This window comes from Nitrospirillum amazonense (genome assembly GCF_029594735.1).
GTDB classification, from domain to species: Bacteria; Pseudomonadota; Alphaproteobacteria; order Azospirillales; family Azospirillaceae; genus Nitrospirillum; species Nitrospirillum amazonense.
This window is the reverse complement of record NZ_JARPAF010000004.1, coordinates 384,594-402,574: the sequence shown is the minus strand read 5'-3', so window position 1 is coordinate 402,574 and position 17,981 is coordinate 384,594. Positions and strand designations below refer to the sequence as shown.

Annotated in this window: 18 protein-coding genes and 1 tRNA gene; 12 read left to right on the top strand and 7 right to left on the bottom strand. The window is 66.4% G+C overall.

Annotation, left to right across the window (positions count from 1 at the left end; translation table 11 throughout):
* The first annotated feature begins 124 nt into the window (after positions 1-124).
* Positions 125-781, top strand: coding sequence for a glycine-rich domain-containing protein (locus P5F91_RS22625; protein ID WP_277908336.1), 657 nt, complete (start codon positions 125-127; stop codon positions 779-781).
* 18 nt (positions 782-799) lie between these two features.
* Here the strand turns inward: P5F91_RS22625 and P5F91_RS22620 are convergent, their stop codons facing one another.
* Positions 800-1,165: an MmcQ/YjbR family DNA-binding protein gene (locus tag P5F91_RS22620; protein ID WP_145608552.1), complete on the bottom strand. Its 366-nt coding sequence runs from the start codon at positions 1,163-1,165 to the stop codon at positions 800-802.
* Between the two features lie 124 nt (positions 1,166-1,289).
* Positions 1,290-1,365: transfer RNA gene (locus P5F91_RS22615), tRNA-His, on the bottom strand.
* Positions 1,366-1,851: 486 nt separating this feature from the next.
* On the opposite strand from P5F91_RS22615, the gene P5F91_RS22610 reads away from it, so the two are divergent.
* The 4 genes from P5F91_RS22610 (at position 1,852) to P5F91_RS22590 (ending at position 8,188) form a co-directional block, all read left to right on the top strand.
* Positions 1,852-2,190 (top strand): P-II family nitrogen regulator, encoded by a 339-nt coding sequence (locus P5F91_RS22610; RefSeq protein ID WP_004274165.1) that lies wholly within the window; start codon positions 1,852-1,854, stop codon positions 2,188-2,190.
* Between the two features lie 236 nt (positions 2,191-2,426).
* Positions 2,427-3,836 (top strand): type I glutamate--ammonia ligase, encoded by a 1,410-nt coding sequence (glnA, locus tag P5F91_RS22605; RefSeq protein ID WP_145608554.1) that lies wholly within the window; start codon positions 2,427-2,429, stop codon positions 3,834-3,836.
* A 297-nt stretch (positions 3,837-4,133) separates the two neighbouring features.
* Positions 4,134-5,942, top strand: coding sequence for an ATP-binding protein (locus P5F91_RS29920; protein WP_422394490.1), 1,809 nt, complete (start codon positions 4,134-4,136; stop codon positions 5,940-5,942).
* On the top strand, positions 5,942-8,188 hold the full coding sequence (locus P5F91_RS22590; RefSeq protein WP_145608557.1) for an EAL domain-containing response regulator: 2,247 nt from the start codon (positions 5,942-5,944) through the stop codon (positions 8,186-8,188). The genes P5F91_RS29920 and P5F91_RS22590 overlap by 1 nt, the downstream gene beginning before the upstream one ends.
* On the opposite strand, the gene P5F91_RS22585 is transcribed toward P5F91_RS22590, so the two are convergent.
* On the bottom strand, positions 8,178-8,558 hold the full coding sequence (locus tag P5F91_RS22585) for an MmcQ/YjbR family DNA-binding protein (RefSeq protein ID WP_145608559.1): 381 nt from the start codon (positions 8,556-8,558) through the stop codon (positions 8,178-8,180). The two genes, P5F91_RS22590 and P5F91_RS22585, sit on opposite strands and share 11 nt — an antisense overlap.
* A gap of 91 nt (positions 8,559-8,649) precedes the next feature.
* On the opposite strand from P5F91_RS22585, the gene P5F91_RS22580 reads away from it, so the two are divergent.
* Positions 8,650-9,192, top strand: a complete 543-nt coding sequence (locus P5F91_RS22580) for a GNAT family N-acetyltransferase (protein ID WP_145608561.1) — start codon at positions 8,650-8,652, stop codon at positions 9,190-9,192.
* Here the strand turns inward: P5F91_RS22580 and pdxR are convergent.
* Positions 9,189-10,613 (bottom strand): MocR-like pyridoxine biosynthesis transcription factor PdxR, encoded by a 1,425-nt coding sequence (gene pdxR, locus P5F91_RS22575; RefSeq protein ID WP_145608563.1) that lies wholly within the window; start codon positions 10,611-10,613, stop codon positions 9,189-9,191. The genes P5F91_RS22580 and pdxR overlap by 4 nt on opposite strands.
* A 129-nt stretch (positions 10,614-10,742) precedes the next feature.
* Here pdxR and P5F91_RS22570 point away from each other — a divergent pair, with 129 nt between their 5' ends.
* A complete protein-coding gene (locus tag P5F91_RS22570; RefSeq protein WP_277908335.1) occupies positions 10,743-11,381 on the top strand; it encodes an FMN-binding negative transcriptional regulator in 639 nt (212 codons plus the stop codon).
* Positions 11,382-11,488: 107 nt separating this feature from the next.
* Here P5F91_RS22570 and P5F91_RS22565 read toward each other — a convergent pair whose 3' ends face one another.
* Positions 11,489-12,403, bottom strand: a complete 915-nt coding sequence (locus P5F91_RS22565) for a protein phosphatase CheZ (protein WP_145608567.1) — start codon at positions 12,401-12,403, stop codon at positions 11,489-11,491.
* Positions 12,404-12,792: 389 nt separating this feature from the next.
* On the opposite strand from P5F91_RS22565, the gene P5F91_RS22560 reads away from it, so the two are divergent.
* Both P5F91_RS22560 and P5F91_RS22555 read left to right on the top strand, forming a co-directional pair.
* Positions 12,793-13,077: a hypothetical protein gene (locus P5F91_RS22560; RefSeq protein WP_145608569.1), complete on the top strand. Its 285-nt coding sequence runs from the start codon at positions 12,793-12,795 to the stop codon at positions 13,075-13,077.
* Positions 13,078-13,082: 5 nt separating this feature from the next.
* Entirely contained in the window at positions 13,083-14,045 is a 963-nt protein-coding gene (locus P5F91_RS22555) for a DUF1028 domain-containing protein (protein WP_277908334.1), read from the top strand.
* On the opposite strand, the gene P5F91_RS22550 is transcribed toward P5F91_RS22555, so the two are convergent.
* Together P5F91_RS22550 and P5F91_RS22545 are read right to left on the bottom strand one after the other, a co-directional pair.
* A complete protein-coding gene (locus P5F91_RS22550; RefSeq protein ID WP_277908333.1) occupies positions 14,020-14,826 on the bottom strand; it encodes an enoyl-CoA hydratase-related protein in 807 nt (268 codons plus the stop codon). The genes P5F91_RS22555 and P5F91_RS22550 overlap by 26 nt on opposite strands.
* Positions 14,827-14,893: 67 nt before the next feature.
* Positions 14,894-15,742, bottom strand: coding sequence for a hypothetical protein (locus P5F91_RS22545; protein WP_145608576.1), 849 nt, complete (start codon positions 15,740-15,742; stop codon positions 14,894-14,896).
* 480 nt (positions 15,743-16,222) lie between these two features.
* On the opposite strand from P5F91_RS22545, the gene P5F91_RS22540 reads away from it, so the two are divergent.
* Genes P5F91_RS22540 through P5F91_RS22530 form a run of 3 tightly spaced genes read left to right on the top strand, consistent with a single transcriptional unit; the run spans position 16,223 to position 17,900 of the window.
* A complete protein-coding gene (locus P5F91_RS22540) occupies positions 16,223-16,873 on the top strand; it encodes an RNA polymerase sigma factor (RefSeq protein ID WP_145608578.1) in 651 nt (216 codons plus the stop codon).
* A complete protein-coding gene (locus P5F91_RS22535; protein ID WP_145608580.1) occupies positions 16,870-17,391 on the top strand; it encodes a hypothetical protein in 522 nt (173 codons plus the stop codon). Before P5F91_RS22540 ends, P5F91_RS22535 begins: the two co-directional genes overlap by 4 nt.
* A gap of 50 nt (positions 17,392-17,441) precedes the next feature.
* Positions 17,442-17,900 carry a periplasmic heavy metal sensor gene (locus P5F91_RS22530; protein WP_145608582.1) on the top strand — a complete coding sequence of 153 codons (459 nt, stop codon included), beginning with the start codon at positions 17,442-17,444 and terminating at the stop codon, positions 17,898-17,900.
* Positions 17,901-17,981: the final 81 nt, after the last annotated feature.

Here is a 17,981-nt window from a genome sequence, read left to right as displayed (position 1 = left end):
GGCGGACACTCGGGCGATTGAACGACCAGGGGTTGATGCCGGCGGCGGCAAGACAACGCCACGCTGGCGGCGGCGGGATTCCCCAGGTATAATGGAGTCGTCCGTAACCACCCGTCGAGGGCTTATGTCCGCCATTTGGGGACCGGGTACGTTGATCCTGGCCAGTTGGGCCACCATAGCCGCCTGGGGCGGCCACCTTCTCAACAAACGTCAAAAACGCCTGCGGGCCGTGTTCGTCCACGACCTCTCGCTCGCGACGGAGCGCTTCCGCAAGCGGTATGACCTGGACGCCGCCGGCGCCGCTTTCTGGGAACAGGAGTTCCGGCGTTATTTCGGCCTGATGGCCGCCCCGCCGGGATGGGCGGCAAAACAGCCCTTGGGCGCACCCGACAGCCTGGTCGATGACTATTGGCACGAACTGGTGCTGTGTACCGCCCTGTATGCCGCCTACTGTCAGGCCGTGGCCGGCCGCTTCATCCATCATCATGTCGGCGCCGGTAGCGCGGAGGCTTATGCCCGCACCTGGATCGCCTACAAGGAGTGCTACGGGGCGCCCGACCCGTTGGCATGGCCGGCGCCCAGCCCCCTGGCCGTGGCCTGGGTGAGCAAGACGCGGAGTCACGGCGGCGGTGCGACCGACTCATTCTCCACCAGCGGGGATGGCGGCGGCCAAGGCCACCATCACGGCGGCGGCGGGGATGGGCATGGCCATTGCGGCGGCGGGCACGGCGGATGTGGCGGCCATGGCGGATGCGGGGGCAGTAGCTGCGGCGGCCACTGACGTTCGCCGCAGATCCGACTATGCCGAACCGGCCACGTCGAACCGCCGGACCAGGGTCTTGGGCGCCACCGCGCGCCATTGGCGGTGTAGCAGGCCCATCACCTTGTCCAAAGAGCTCTGGCTGGAGATGGCGGACAAGCGCGCCAACACGATGGGCCAGCCCACATAATGGTCGGTCAGATGATAGACGGCGGGTTCGATAGCCATCAGCAGGGCGCGCTCGTCCGTGTCCACGCCGGTAACAACCAGGGTGTCGCCGTCCTCGCGCAGGCGGGCCAGGAGCTTGCCGCGCACCTTCAGCGCTGGCGTGCCATAGGAGGTGCCCTCCTCTACTCCCGGCCAAGCCAGGGCCCGGGCGCAGATGTCGCCGAAGGTGAAGGTCATGGTGCCGCCCGGCTTGCCTGTCGGGAAGTCAGTCTAGCGCCGCCGCATGGTGAAAGGACCCAGAAAAGCAAAAAGGCGCCCGGTGAGGGCGCCTTTGCTGTCCTTATACATAGTACAAGGAGGATGGGGCGATGGATGGGACTCGAACCCACGACCGCTCGGACCACAACCGAGAGCTCTACCAGCTGAGCTACCACCGCCGCCGTGAGGCGGGTTTCTGCACCACCTGCCCCCACCCCGTCAAGCATTCTGATAAAATAATCTTCACATGCCGGGGTCGCGCCCCGCGATAGGCTGCAATCGAGGCATTGGCATCCCCGCAAATCAGCCACACCGACACCTCAAAGGACAAAATACAGGCCGTTGATTAATTTTTGTGCTGTTGTTTGCATAAGAAGCGCGCATACGTTGGGGGCGGAGGGGCCGGAGGGCCGGGCTCGCCCCGTCGGCCGGGTTGGCATGGGGCGTGCTATCCTGTTGCCCCGGTCCGGCCGGGCCACATGGGGGGCGGCGACGCCTGTTGCGGGATGCGCCCCACCCGTGTTGTCTATGGGCCAGATACCGAATTGAAAATCGTGGGGGGTTTCCGGCATCAGTTCCCAGGCATGCGGCCCCGTTGGTCCCCGCAGTCCCGGCACTGGTGCCGACCATCTCCCGCCCTTGAAGCGAAGGCGTGGCCGTAAGCGATGAAAAAGATCGAAGCCATCATCAAACCGTTCAAGCTGGACGAGGTGAAGGAAGCGCTGCACGAAGTCGGCATCAAGGGCATCACCGTGACCGAGGCCAAGGGCTTCGGCCGGCAGAAGGGCCATACCGAGCTGTATCGCGGCGCGGAGTATGTCGTGGACTTCCTGCCCAAGGTGAAGATCGAGATCGTGATGGACGATCAGTTGGTCGATCGCGCCATTGAGGCTATTCAACAGGCGGCGCATACCGGCCGTATCGGCGACGGCAAAATTTTCGTGACCCCGGTGGAGGATGTCATCCGCATCCGCACCGGTGAACGGGGGCCGGACGCCGTCTGACGCCGGTTCGCCGGATGCCACGCCGGGTGGCATAGACGGAAACGGCCGGGCGCGTTGCCGTCCGGGATATCAATGGTCATCGATCATTGATCATACATTTGGGGCTGGCGGCCCGGGATGGGAGTAACCCAGGGCGCCGGAACATTATGGGATGGGGGGCGCAGCGATGTTCCCGCCCATGCACGCAAAGTCAGTAGTCACCCAACATCTCCCAGAACTTTAGGGAACCCATCAAGATGTCCGATATCGCGAAGTTCTTCGACCTGGTTAAGGAGCACGACGTCAAGTACGTCGACTTCCGTTTCACCGATCCGCGCGGCAAGCTGCAGCACACCGCCCAGCACATCAGCACCGTGAACGAGGAGATGTTCACCGACGGCGTGATGTTCGACGGGTCGTCGATCGCCGGTTGGAAGGCCATCAACGAGTCGGACATGATCCTGATGCCCGACCCCGCCACCGCCATCCTGGACCCGTTCGCCGCCCAGCCGCTGCTGACCGTGTTCTGCGACGTGCTGGAGCCCTCCACCGGCCAGCCCTACAAGCGCGACCCGCGCTCCATCGCCAAGGCCGCTGAGAACTACATGGCCAGCGCCGGCATCGGCGACACCGCCTACTTCGGCCCCGAGGCCGAGTTCTTCGTGTTCGACGACGTGAAGTTCGACGTCTCGATGAACCGCGTCATGTACGAGTTCGACAGCGAGGAAGGCCCCTACACCTCCGCCAAGGCCTATCCGGAGGGCAACCTGGCCCACCGTCCGGCCGTCAAGGGCGGTTACTTCCCGGTGGCCCCGGTCGACGCCGGCCAGGACCTTCGCGCCGAGATGGTGACCGTGCTGGCCGACATGGGCGTCGAGGTCGAGAAGCACCACCACGAGGTGGCCGCGTCCCAGCACGAACTGGGCATCAAGTTCGGCACCCTGGTCCGCATGGCCGACACCATGCAGCTGTACAAGTACGTGGTGCACAACGTCGCCCACGCCTACGGCAAGACCGCCACGTTCATGCCGAAGCCGGTGTTCGGCGACAACGGTTCGGGCATGCACTGCCACCAGTCCATCTGGAAGGAAGGCAAGCCCCTGTTCGCGGGTTCCGGCTACGCCGACCTGTCCGAGACCGCCCTGTACTACATCGGCGGCATCATCAAGCACGCCCGCGCCCTGAACGCCTTCACCAACCCGCTGACCAACAGCTACAAGCGCCTGGTCCCGGGCTACGAGGCGCCGGTGCTGCTGGCCTACTCCTCGCGCAACCGGTCGGCCTCCTGCCGCATCCCGTTCGTGAACAGCCCGAAGGGCAAGCGCGTCGAGGTCCGCTTCCCGGACCCGGGTGCGAACCCCTACCTGGCTTTCGCCGCCATGCTGATGGCCGGCCTGGATGGCATCCAGAACAAGATCCACCCCGGCGACGCGATGGACAAGAACCTGTACGACCTGCCGCCGGAAGAGCTGAAGGAAGTGCCGACCGTCTGCCGTTCGCTGCGTGAGGCCCTGGAGTCCCTGGCCGCCGACAACGCCTTCCTGAAGAAGGGCGATGTCTTCACCGAGGACTTCATCAACAGCTACATCGACCTGAAGATGGAAGAAGTGCTGGCGTTCGAAACCTCGCCGCATCCCATCGAATACAAGATGTACTATTCGGTCTGATTGGATCGGCTTCCCTCAGGGAAGCCTCCTGTCGGGGAAGGGCCGTCCAGCCGGGCGGCCCTTTTCTTTTGTGCGGGGCCGCGCCGCCGCCCCCTCTTTCGCACCCTTGCCCGCCGCCGTCCTGTACCGGAGGATAGAGCCAGGCCCCTGTCCGCCGCCGATGGCAGACGTTAAGCTAAGGGGATAACGTGTCTTTTCCCGGCCGGGGCACCGCCTGGGCAGCGGTTGCCGCCCGGACATGCGAGGCCCAGATGCCGGGATCGGCCCGACGGCGGATCGCAAGCGGAAGCATGGCTCATGGCACAGTCCTCCGGCCCCCGGTCGCTTGAAATGGGAGCGGCGGAAATGGTCGCCACCACCCCGCTCCGGCCACCGGCCGACTTGTCCAACCGGATCGCGCGCACCGCCGGCGGATTGACCTTGCGGCTGCGCCTTCTGCTGGCCTTTGGCCTGCTAACCTTGGGCATGGCGTTGGTGGGCGGGCTGGCCATGGACCGGCTGGGCGCGCTCAACGACAAGGCGGCCGTCATCCGGGACAACTGGCTGCCCAGCACGGCCGTGAACGGGCAGATGATCTCGGCCATCAAGAGCCACCGCCTGGCGGAGGCGCGGCTGTTGTTCGCCCCCGAGGCCGACCTGGAGCGCAACCTGCAGGCGCTGGACCAACGCAGCCAGGATGTCGAGATCGCGCGCCGCGACTATCAGCAATATATCGTGATGAACACGGAGGATGAGCAGCGCCTACACGCCTTCGACCAGGCCTGGGCCGCTGGACAGCAGTACCAGATGCGTTTGCGCGACCTGGTGCGGGAGCATAACCGGGACCAGGCTATCGCCCTTTACAACGGGCCGCTGCGCGACGCCGATACCCAGGCGACCGACGCCATCCTGCGCGATCTGGCCTTCAACGTGAACCAGGGTCGGGCCACGGCCCGCGAAGGCAACACCATCTACGCCGCCACGCGCCTGCTGCTGTGGTCCGCCATCGGCCTGGCGGTGGTTGCGGGCACCGCCCTGGCCTGGCTGGCCATCCGTACCATCGCAGCCCCCATCCAGGCCATGACCCTGGCCACGGAGGCCTTCGCCCAGGGCCATTACGACCATCCCCTGCCCTGCACCGACCGGCGGGACGAGATCGCCGGCCTGGCGGCGGCCCTGGCCGTGCTGCGTGACAAAAGCGCGGAGCGCGACCGGTTGATCGCCGCCCGCACCAATGAGGCGCAGTCCCTGTCCGCCGCCAAGACGGAGGCGGAGACCAACCTGGCCACGCTGCGCCAGTTGCAGGACCAGTTGGTGGAATCGGAGAAGCTGGCCGCGCTGGGATCCCTGGTTGCCGGGGTGGCGCACGAGGTGAACTCCCCCCTGGGCGTGGCCGTCAGCGCCAGTAGCACCCTGGCGTTGGAGACCAAGCGCTTTCTGGCGGCCATCGAGGCCGGGCAGCTGCGGCAGAGCACGGTGGACCGCTTCGCCCGCGTGGCGCGTGACAGCACCGACCTGCTGGAGCGCAATCTGGACCGCGCGACCACCCTTGTGCAGCACTTTAAGCAGGTGGCGGTGGACCGCGCCAGTTCCCAGCGCCGCCGCTTCAACCTGGGCGAAATGGTTTCCGACACCCTGACCACACTGGGCCCCATGCTGCGGCGCGCCTCTTTCAGGGTGGAGACCACCATCCCGGACGGCATCGACCTGGACAGCTACCCCGGTCCGCTGGGCCAGGTGTTGACCAACCTGATCCAAAACGCGGAACTCCACGCCTTCGACACGGCACTGCCGGCGCGGGAACGCCAGACCACCGGACAGCTGCTGCGCATAGAGGCCAGCCGCAGCGCGCGGGATGTAACCCTGCGCGTGCAGGACAACGGCGCCGGGATGGGCGAGGATGTGCGGCGGCGCTTGTTCGAACCGTTTTTCACAACCAAGATGGGCCAGGGGGGATCGGGCCTGGGCATGCATATCGTCTACAACATCGTCACGGGCATCCTGGGCGGGGCCATCGCCGTGGCCTCCACGCCCGGTCAGGGGACGACCGTGACGCTGACGGTACCCCTGATGGCGCCACACACCGCCGACGACGCGCCGTCGTCCTCACCGGGAGAACCCGGCTGATGGCGAACCCGGCTGAAGCCCTGATCCATATCGAGGATGACCGGGGAACCGCCCGACAAAGCGGGCCGGGCTGGCGCATCCTGGTTGTCGACGATGACGAGCAGGTGCACCTGGCCACCCGCCTGGCCCTGGAGGGTATGGATTTTCGCGGCCGGCCGCTGACGCTGGACAGCTGCTATACTGCCTGGGAGGCGTTCGAGTATCTGGCCGGCACGCCCGACATCGCCGTCGTGTTGCTGGACGTGGTGATGGAGGATGAACGCGCCGGCCTGGATCTGGTGCGCCGTATCCGGGAGGAATTGCGCAACGACCAGGTGCGCATTGTGCTGCGCACGGGCCAGCCGGGCTATGCCCCCGAGCTGGAGGTCATCCGCCAATACGACATCAACGATTACAAGGCCAAGACCGAGCTGACGGTCACCCGCCTGGCCTCCAGCATCATCACCGCCCTCAGGTCTTATGAGCAGATCGTGGCCTTGGACCGGCACCGCCGGGGGCTGGAGCAGGTGATCAAGGCCTCCGCCGACCTATTCAGCGAGCGCAGCCTGAACGAGTTTAGCGCCGGCGTCCTGATCCAGCTGGCCGCCCAGATGGGCATGGAGCCTGAGGGCCTGTTGTGCGCCCAGGGCACGGTGGACGGCCCTGTCATCGTGGCCGCCGCCGGCCGTTTCGCCGGCCACATCCGCAAGCCCCTGTCCAGCCTGGGCAATATGGAGATCGAGGCCGCCTTGCTGGAGGCGTTCTCCCGCCGCGAAGGGTTCAAGAGCCGGGGTGGTGACATCCTGTACCTGCAATCGGGCAGCGCCCACCCGGCGGCCATCTACATGTCCACCCCCACGCCAGTGGACGAGCAGAAGCGCGACCTCGTGCGCCTGTTCACCATCAACGTGGCGCTGGGCTTTGAAACGGCGACCCTCTTCGAGCACCTGCGATCTGTCGCCTTCACCGACCCCCTGACCGCCCTGCCCAACCGGGCCGGCTTCATCGCGGCGTTGGACCGGGCGGCGTCCGGCCAGAACCTGGTGGTCATCCTGCTGGACCTGGACCAGTTCCACTTCATCAACGCGCGCCTGGGCTTTCAGGTGGCGGACGCTTTGCTGCGCGCCGTTGGGCACCGTCTGGTGGCCAATTTCCCCGAGGCTGTGGCCATCAGCCGCTTCGGCGGTGACCGCTTCGCCCTGGCCCTGCCGGCCCCGGCGCAGGCGGAACTGTCGCTGGCCCTGCTGGAAAGCCGGCTGGAGGTGGCGTTCGAGACCGGATTCGATGTCGCCGGCCGCCACGCCAGCCTGTCGGCCACCAGCGGCTGCACGTTCACCGTCACCGGCACGACCGGTGGCGATGACGGCCAGCCGGCCGGCGACCTGCTGGTGCAGCAGGCGTCGCTGGCCCTGAAGGATGCGAAGTTGCGCGCCCGTGGCCGGCTGATCGCCTTCAATCTGGAGCTGGAGCGGCGCAACCATGCCGGCCTGGCACTGCTGGCCGAATTCCGTGCCGCCCTGCGCAACCGCGAACTGGTGCTGCACTACCAGCCCAAGCTGGACCTGACAACCGGGCGGCCGGTAGGGGTGGAGGCGCTGGTGCGCTGGCAATCCCCCCGGCATGGCCTGCTGATGCCGGCCCAGTTCCTGGATCTGGCGGAGGCCAGCGGCCTGGTGCTGCCCATGGGGCTGCAGGTGTTGGAGATGGCCATACGCCAGCGCCGCGCCTGGCGGACGGAGGGATTGGACATCCCGGTTGCCGTCAACGTCTGTGCCTTGCAAGTGCAACAGGCGGATTTCCTGCAAGGCATCGACGGCGTGCTGATGGCGCAGGAGGCCACGGCCGAGGGCATCGAGATGGAGATCACCGAGTCCGTCTTCGTCGGCGACGACGCGCGCACGTTCGACCATATCCAGGGTTTGCGGGACCGTGGCTTCGGCGTGGCCCTGGACGATTTCGGCACCGGCTATTCATCGCTGAGCTACTTGAACCGCTTGCCGGCCACGACGGTGAAGATAGACCGGCGTTTCGTCCAAGACATGAACCGGGACGCCAAATCGGACATGCTGGTGCGCGCCATCATCCAGGTGGCGGCAGTCATTGACGCCAAGGTGGTGGCCGAGGGTGTGGAGACGGTGGACCAGGCGGAGCGGTTGCGCGCCCTGGGCGTGCCCGTGGCTCAAGGCTTCCTCTACAGCCCCGGCCTGCCGGCCGACGAACTGGCCATCTGGTGGCTGAAGCAGGATGCGCCAGGGGTTAAGGACTAAGCCGTTTTCCTGCGCCAACTACCCTTTTTCGAGGCCGCGTCGGCCCCTGGGCCACCGCCAGACGCCAGGCAGCCGTCAAAGCGCCGGTCAGCATGGCCTCATCCGCTGCCGCCAAGGCCACGTGGGTGGCGCCACCCCACCCCCAGCCGCCGGGAACCGGCTGGAAGACGGCCGGAGCCGCTGCCACCCTCATCTCTTGCTCCTCCACCGCCAGCTTGACCATGCCGCGCCCGAGACCAGGGTCCCCCGCGTCTTGATCAAGCGTGGCGAAGATGCGGTTACCCACGCGAAAATCGGCATGGCCCATGTGCGCGCCTTCCTCCACCCCGGCCAGCGAGCGCGCGATGCGGCGGAAATCGTCTGGCGTCATGGCGGCAATTCCCCAAAGCGACGGGACAGGCGGTGATACCAGTGTATCATCAACAGCTTAAGGCATGGATCGAAGATGGGAGAGGGACACCGTGGCCTACACCTTGCGCAAGGCGACATTGGCGGACAAGCCGGCGTTGCAGGCCTTGATCCAAGCCTCTGCCCGGGGCCTGAGCGGGGACCACTACACGCCCGAGGTGGTGGAGGGCGCGCTTGCCGGCGCCTTCGGCGTGGACAGCGACCTGATCCATGACCAGACCTATTTCGTGGCGGAGGAGGCGGACGGCCTTTTCGTCGGCTGCGGCGGGTGGAGCCGGCGCATGACCCTGTTCGGCGGAGATGCCCGACCGGATCGTAGCCCGCAGATGCTGGACCCGGCCCGCGACCCCGCCCGCATCCGCGCCTTTTTTGTCCATCCCCAGCGCGCGCGCCAGGGCATTGGCCGCGCCCTGCTGGAGGCCTGCGAGGCGGAAGCGCGGGCGGCGGGCTTTCAGGCGCTGGAACTGATGGGAACCCTGCCCGGCGTCCCGCTCTACCGCGCCCTAGGCTTCCACCCCACGGGCGAGGTGCTCCACCCCCTGCCCAACGGGCAGACCATCGCGTTCGTGCCCATGCGCAAGGAGTTGGGGGCTTAACCCTGGCGGATCGCCGCCGACAAGATGCGCGCGGCGGGAGCCATCGCCGCCTCCGCCGTGCCAGCGAAGCCCAGAACGAAGCCACCGGCGGGTGCGGAACCGAGGTAATAGGAGGAAAGGGCCGCCGCCTTGACGCCCCGCGCCAGGACGGCCTCCGCGATGGCCGCGTCGTCGCCCGGCACCCGCAGCCGGGCCACCAGATGCAGGCCGGCCTCGGGATTGCCGTCAGCATCCAGCACATCGGCGGCATGCTCGGCCAGGGCCGCCATCAGGGCCTGGCGCCGGGCGCGATAGAGGGGGCGCATGCGCCGCACATGGGCGGCAAGGCGACCCTGGGTGATGAAGCGCGCCAAGGTCTGTTGCGTCAGACCCGGCGCCCCCCGGTCCTGCATCCACTTCGCATTGGCGAACCGGTCCGCCAGGGCCGGCGGCACGATGAGATAACCCAAGCGCAGGCCCGGGGCCAAAACCTTGCTGAAGGTCCCCAGGTAGAGGACCCGCCGGCCGCCGTCCAGGGTGTGCAGCGGCGTCAGCGGCCGGCCGCCATAGCGGTATTCCCCATCGTAATCGTCCTCCAGCACCCAAGCATCGGCCACCTCGGCCCAATCAAGCAGCGCCAGGCGGCGCCCCAGGCTGAGCGTCGCGCCCAAGGGATATTGATGGGTTGGGGCCACCAGGGCCAGGCGGGCGCCGGGCCGGGCGGCCAAGCCGGCGGCCACGTCCATGCCGTCGCCATCCACCGGCACCGGCACGATTTCCAGCCCCGCCGCCGCCAGGGCGCACCGGCCGGCGACATAGCCAGGCTCCTCGAACCAGACGGCGTCGCCAGGAGACAGCAGGGTGCGGGCCACGAGATCGATGCCCTGCTGGGCGCCGCTGACGATGATGACTTGACCGGGGGTGCATGCGATGCCGCGGGCCACGGCAACATAGTCGGCGATGGCGGCACGCAGCTCCACCGTGCCGCAGGGGTCGCCATAGGCCAGCAGGTGCGCCGGACGCCCGCGCTGGGCCGCCATCCCCGCCTTGGCCCAATCGGCCCAGGGGAACTGGTCCAGCGCGGGGATGCCGACGGCCAGGGGCATGGGGGGCGCCGTCAGCGCTGTGGGGTTGGCGGATACGGGGGCGCCGGGCACGGCGCGGGGTGCCGTCGTGGCCACGCCCTCGGCCACGTACATTCCGGCCCCGACACGGCCTAGCACATAACCCTCGGCCACCAATCGATCATACGCCTGGACGACGGTGATGCGGGCCAGCCCCTGGTCGCGCGCCAGTTCCCGGCTGGACGGCAGCCGCGTACCGGCAGGCAGGCGGCCGGACAGGGCGGCATCGCGGAAATAGGCGACGATCTGGTCCTGCAGCGATGTGGACGCCTGCCGGTCCAGCATCAGGCTATTCCAGAGGGGCGCGATGGCGGACATGGACGGCGCAATCCCTCATACCGGAACGGGCCTACTGGACTTATCAGAACGCGATAATTGGCGCTATGAGGCAATCCAGTTTCGCAGGAAGCTGCGCGCCATCATCCGCAGCATGGAAAGCCTGCCGCCATGTACCGCCCGATCCATTTCAAGGAAGACCGCTTACCCGTGCTGCACCAGGCCATGGCGGCCATTGGCTTGGCCAATCTGGTGACGGTGGGGGCGGACGGCGTACCCCAGGCCAGTCCCCTACCCCTGCTGCTGCGGGCGGATGAGGGACCTTGCGGCACGCTCTATGGACACTTTGCCAGAGCCAATCCGCAATGGCGGGAGACGCCGGCGGGCAGCCCGGCGCTGGCCATCTTCATGGGACCCGACGCCTATATTAGCCCGTCCTGGTACGCCACCAAGGCGGAAACCGGCAAGGTGGTGCCCACCTGGAACTACGCCACCATCCATGCCCGGGGGCCGATCACCTTCTTCGAAGATGCAGACGCCCTGCTGAACCTGGTGGGCGGCCTGACCGATCGGCATGAGGAGGGCCGCGCGGCCCCCTGGAGGGTCGCTGACGCGCCCGACGATTTCATCCAGGCGCAACTGCGCGGCATCGTCGGCTTCCGCCTGATGCTCACAAGCGTGGAAGGCAAGTGGAAGATGAGCCAGAACCGCCCCGCCGCCGACCGCACCAGCACCGTGAGCGGACTGGCTCGGGATGGGGCCGCCAGCGTCGCCGCCCTGGTGCGGGCGGGTGGTGCATCGGTGCCCTGACTATTGGGGAAAATGCTCCACATGCCGGCGCACCCGGCGGCCTTCGCCCCCCTGCAGAAGGCCGTATCAACATATTCGCGCGCGAACCAAGGCGGGCCTACATGGCTTCAGTGCGCCGCCTCGAACAACGCGTCGATTTCCTGCTGGGTGCGCAGCGCATCGGCCGACAGGCCGGTGGTGCTGGGGATGACCATGTCCTTCACCGGCGCGGCTGGCTTCGCCGCCACCGGTTGCGCGGGCGAAACGGCACTGAACAGGGCATCGATGGTGGTCTGCGACGGCGCCTGTAGGGCGGGCCCATGCAGAAGATGGGCATCGGGCCGGGCGTCGTCATGCTTGTACGGCAGCAGCACCTCGCGCGGGGCATCCGCCGGCGGCATGGCGGGGGCGGTCGAGGCCTGCGGCAGGGTGCGCCAAAGGCCGGTGATCACGCCCACCCGTTCCTCGATATAGCTCAAGGTGTTCACCACCTTGGCGGTGCGCTGACCGCAGATGTCCTGGAAGGAGCAGGCCATCATCACGTCCATGCAGGCGTTCTCCAGCGCCGTCAGCAACTGACCGTCGACCATGCGGCCCGGGCGCAGACGACGCAGGGCGCCGGTCATGCGTTCCACCGTGGTCAGGATGCGATTGGTCGCCTCCTCCGTCGCGGTAACGATAGCGTCCAGCTCCGAGGTGGCGGCGCTGATGCGGTCGGCCTTGGGATCGCTGGGCTTGATGGCCGCGATTTCACGTTTCACCAGGCGGATGGTGTTGGCCATGGCCTCCACCTCTGCCTTGAGGAAGGCGATTTCAGGGTTGCCCAGTTGACCACCGGCCGGGGCCGGCGCAGGGTCATTGCGGGAGGCCGCGATCAATCGCTGGATGCTGGCGATGGTACGCCGAAGCTCATCGGTTTCCACCGATCGTGCGCGCCGCTGAACCTCATAGAAAAAGTCCCGGCCCTTGGCCGTGGCCAGCAGGGATTCCTCCATCTGCCTGTATTCGTCCAGCGTCAGGCCGGAACTCCGGGTCGTCTGCATGCCCATAACGCCCTCTCACAAATACGCCACGCGGCCGGCCTGCCCCGGCTTACGGTGCTCAAGCCTAACTTCCTCATGAGTATGAGTTTTCCGTCAATATAGGCTTCCTCCGTAGACGTATGTATTTCAGATGAGTTTTACCTTACGCAATGTGGGTAGTTCTCATCACATTTGTGATAAAAGCCGGCACGTCTGGCTCTGTACCTACCTCTAACTAAATAAAGAAACCCGTTCCCTTTTCACATAAGAACAACCATAGATGGTGCCGTGCCCACTCCGCCTACCCCCGTGACCGTGCCCATCCGGCAATGGTACGATTGCTCCATTACAGGATGCCCAACCCTGGAACGGGCCATTCCTAAGACACCCATTTCTAAGACAAGCGAAAGATGCGGACCTTGCGCCACATATTTCCCCATTGTGCGACGCGGCTGGTCGTCCTGTTGCTGGCCGGCGCAGTGATGGGGACCACCCATGGCGCGCTGGCGGCGGAAGCGGAGGCGGAAGCCAAATCGGTGGCGCTGGAGGCCAGTTGCAAGCCCAACAAAGTGGAGGCGGTGCAGCGCTTCGTCGGCAACAATCCCGACATCGTCTACAAGATCACCTGTCAGAACGGGAAGGACTTGGCGGTTTATGTCCGCTGCCAGGGCCGCACCTGCTTCCTGGTGCGCTGATGCCCATGCGGTGGTGGTTGGCCCCCCTCGCCCTGGCCGGCCTGCTGGCCGCGACGGCACCGGCGGGTGCCACCTTCTCCATTATCGCCTGCGACCAAGACCGCTGCGGCGTGGCCGTCGCCACCAACAACCTGGCGGTGGGGGCCAGCGTGGACTACGCCCAGGCCGGCGTCGGCGCCGTCGTCACACAGTTCGAAACCAACCCGGCCATGGGTCCCAAGGCCCTGGCCCTGATGGCCGCCGGTCATACCCCAGCCGAGGCCCTCGCCACCCTGTTGCGGGAGGATGGTGACTTCGATGGCGAGGGAATGGAAGCGCGCCAAGTGGCCTTGGTCGACGCTCAAGGACGCACTGCCGTCTTTACCGGACGCGACGCTATGGCGTCCGCTTACGCTGGTGATAGGCGCGGGCCGGGCTATGCCGTGCAGGGCAACGGCCTGGCGGGCCCCGCCGTGCTGACGGCCATGGAGGATGCCTACAAGGCCGCGCGGGGTGGGTTGGAGGATAGACTGCTGGCGGCGCTGGAGGCTGGCCAAGCAGCGGGTGGGCAGAGTATCGGCAAGCTGTCCGCCGCCTTGGTGGTGCGCACGCCCGATGGCTTCCCCCTGGATTTGGACTATCGGGTGGACGCCAGCGCCCAGCCCTTGCCCGATCTGCGCGCCCTGGTGGAGCGCCACCATGCCTGGCAGGCGGTGATCCGCGCCGACAGGGCCGCCCGCAAGGGTGACACGGCCGCGGCGCGGGCGGCCCTCGCTGAAGCCGCTCAACTGGCCCATGGCTGGGATCGGGTGTGGCGTCGCGCCGCCCGGGTGGCACTGATGCTGGGCGATACCGTCGCCGTACGCGATTACTTGGCGCGCATGGCCGCGGCCAATCCGGTTTGGGGCCTGCAAGAGGCCGCCGATCCCGTATACCGGGGACTTGCCTCCCCGGTTGACGCGGCTAGCGCCCCCAACCCCGCCAGGTGAAGATGGGCCGGCGCTTGGCCAGGAAGGCCTGGCGCCCCTCTTCGAAATCCACGTTGCGGGCGGCCTCTTCCAGGAAAGTGGCGGCGCCGGCACCGGTGGTGGCTGTGGCGCCATCCTGGACGGCCTGAATGATGCGCTTGGCCGCCTGTATTGAGAATTGCGATAGGCCGCACAGGGTCGTTGCATACTCGCGCGCCGCGTTCGCCAGCGCGGCGTCTTCCACCACCCGGTCCACCAGGCCGATGGCCAGCGCCTCCTCCGCCCGGATCAGCCGGCCACTGAACAAAAGATCTTTGGCGCGGGCGGGCCCGACATGATCGACCAGGCGCCTCGTGTCCTCGAACGGGTAGACGAACCCCAGCTTGGCCGGGGTGATACCGAAGCGGGCGCCGGCCCCGGCAAAGCGCAGATCGCAATGCAACGCTAAGCCGCAGCCGCCCCCCACGCATAACCCCTGCACCATGGCGATGGTGGGCTTCGGGCAGCGCTCCAGCGCCAGGTTGGCGGATCTCACCGCGGCGTTGAAACGGGCAGTGCCCTCCGCCGTGGCGAACAGCTCGGCGAATTCGGTGATGTCGGCCCCGGCGGAGAACGCGGTACCACCGGCACCGGTCAGTATGACCACCCGTACATCGGCATCGATCCCCAGCCCGTGCATAAGGCCGGGCAGGGCCAGCCACATCTCCAGCGACAGCGCGTTGTGCTTGTCCGGGCGGTCCACCGTCAGGGTGGCCACGCCCTCCTGCACCGACAGGCTAAAGCCCGGAACCGCCTCATCCATCCCGTCCACCGGTGTTGCACCAACCGCCGTGGCATAGTGGCCGGGTTCGACCGCCCCCGGCAATGCCTTAGCCCCTTAAGGGACGGAAATAGCGCAAGACGGACTGCAACTCCGTACGCAGGCCGGAATCCTCACGCAACCGCGCCTGCAGTGCATTGTCGCGCTTGGCTAGATAGACCACGTGGTCCTTGGGTGGAAGGGAGCGGTAGGAGGGCTTGGCGGCCAGCGTGCCATCATCCTGCACCGTCGACAGAAAAAAAGAAGACCGCATGAATTTGGAAAACAGTTTGTTCGCCCCCTCCGCCGGCTCCCGCGAAATGATCGAGCATATATAGAATAGTCGAAAGTAATAGTAATTATTATAGATGCGCTGAACGACAAAGAATTGCTCACTTGGGGCAGAAACCTTTGAGATCAGCTGCTGATCTTTGAATCCTGCATAGAAGTAATTTGACGCCTCGCGAGCGAACAGTAGCGGCTTCTCCCGTTCCTGGCTGATGCGCTTGCGATAATCGATTAGCGCGCGCCCCACCAGGGTCTGGATCATACGCCGTTCCACATCCAGATCCGGCGGCAAGCCCATCAAGAATTCCATCGCGGGCAGCAACTGCACGGGGTGCGTGATGGCGACGCGCTTGGCCCGCCCCTTGCCCAGCAGAGAAGCCTGCAGCCACTCGATGGTGTCATGCGCCTGCCAACGCAGCCGGGTCATCATGGGGATGGTGGACAGGCCGCTGGCCTGCAGAAACAGACGTACCTGATCCCGCCAGGATTTCTGCGGCAGCGTGAAATATTCCACATCGGTCAGGCGAAGGGGCGAGGCGACGCTTTCCCCCGCCACCGGTTCCGGCCGGTGGTTGAGGCTGCGTCCGAAGATGACGCCCTTAGTCTTCCGTTCCCGCTCCGCCAAGCTCATGACAGCAGTCCGCCCGCCCGCACCGCACCTGTCCGCTCTCCGCCTCACCCGTCCGCGACGCTTCGCGCGGTAATCTTCATGTGCGGGAAAGGTATCATATTTGATCACATTGATTAACTAATAGCGCGCACCACTTTCGCGAGTAGGCATATAAAGTGACATTGACCGCCGCCTGTCCGTTCTGTCGCACCCCTAGATAGCGCAGGGTTGCGCGACAGCCTCACGTACCATAGCCAAGTTTGTGTCACAGGCGTAGGCGGCTTTTCAGGTGGCGCCGCCATTTGCCCTTCCCCCTACCGCCCGTAGATACACAACCTAACCAGGCAAAATCCGCAAGGGATGCCGTCGCCCATGTCCCCGTCCTTTCCTTCCCTCAGTTCAACTGTCACGGCCACGCCCTCGTCCGGCGGGGAGGGCTACGCCTATGGCCTCTCTGGCGCAAAGGCAGCGATTGGTCTAACTACGCGGGTGGGCGGCCTAATGGGGCTGCCCTTCACCCGGGACGGCAAAGGCGACCCTGTGCAGCGGAGCGATGGCCAAAACCTGGCCACCAGCAGTGATGAATACCTGGTCGGCCGGGTTGCCCAGGGCGACGCGCAAGCCTTTCGGGTGCTGACGGATCGGCATTTGGACCGGACGGTCACGCTGGCGCGCCGCGTCCTGGGTGGGGCGGCCGAGGCAGAGGACGTGGCGCAGGAAGCTTTCCTGCGCTTGTGGCAACATGCTGAGCGTTTCCGCCCGGCCGAGGCCCGCTTTTCCACGTGGTTTTACCGAATCACCGTAAACCTGTGCCTAGATCGCAGACGCCGGCCAGTGCACGACACGCTCGAAAACGTGCCTGAACCGGTGGATCCATCCCTTGACGCCGTCGCCCTGGTGGAACGCTCGGAACTCGGGCGGTTGGTGGCGCGGGCAGTTGATGATCTGCCCGAACGGCAACGGGCGGCCATTTCCTTGTGCTATGATGCGGGCCTGAGCAACGCGGAGGCCGCGGCCGCCATGGAAGTAAGCGTCGGCGCGCTTGAAACCCTGCTGGTTCGGGCCCGGCGCGCCTTGCGGGCGACGTTGGCGCCCCTGGCGCCATCCGATGCCCAAGACGGTCGACGCTCACGGACGGGAGGGCCGCGATGATGGACGGGATGATGACGATCGCGGAATTCGAGGATCTGGTGGATCTGCACGGCCCGGACCCAGAGTTGTGGCCGGTGGCGGACCGCCCCCGGGCAGCTGGTCTGCTAGCCCAATCGGATGCGGCGCGGGTCGTGCTGACCCAGGCTGGCTTGACCGAACAGGCGCTGACGGCTATGCCCCTTGACCGGGCCAGCGCCGAACTACGCCGCGCCATTTTGGCCATCCCCAACGCCGCGACCGGGGGGCGAGCCGCCACGCGCATCACTGACCGTAGGTTGCCTACCCCGCGAACGGGACTGCCCGGCCGAGCCCCAGCCTTCGCCGGCGGGAGCCGCGCGGTCTGGGCGGGCGGTATTCCCGCTGCCCTGGTATCTGGACTGGCGGCGGCCGTGGTCGGCATCGTATTGGGGGTACATGGCGTTTCTCCCCTGGCTCTGCCCTCCAATGACTCGCGAACCTCCGCGACGACCGAATACATGAAGGCTATGACTGAAATCGACACGGAGATTGGACAGTGACCGAGGGGCGTGCGCATTCCGACCCGGGCACTTCCCCTGGGAGCCCCACGTTGTCCAAGCTGGTGATCGTCCTGCTGGCCATTTCCGTCTCGATCAATCTGCTGGTCGCGGGCATGGTCGTGGGTCAGCGCCTGGATGGCGTCCGCCCGCCGGGCCGGGTGAATGTTGCCCGTGGTGACGCCAACCCCAATAACAACACCCGCCCAGGCCCCTATGACCTGTTCGTGAAGAACGCGCCGGAGCAAGTGCTGCCGTTCCTGAAGGATGCCATCACGGCTCACCAGGATCTGTCGCAGATCCAACTGCAACAACTGCGGGATGCCCGCCGCGAGGCGGTGCAGCAGTTGAAAGCGCAACCCTTCGACGCCGCGGCCGCCAATGCGGCCTTCGCCCGGGTGCGCGGCTTGATTGCAGAAATTCAGCAGAATGTGCACGAGACCGCACTGGGCGCTTATGCCCGCGCCTACGGCCAAACGCCACCTTCCGCCAACCCCGACAAGCCGCAGTAAGGGCGCGCGGTTCCACGTACACCTACAACGCGGCTTGCCCAAGCCCACGGGCCATCGTCTATGATCCTCCAGCGCATGTCC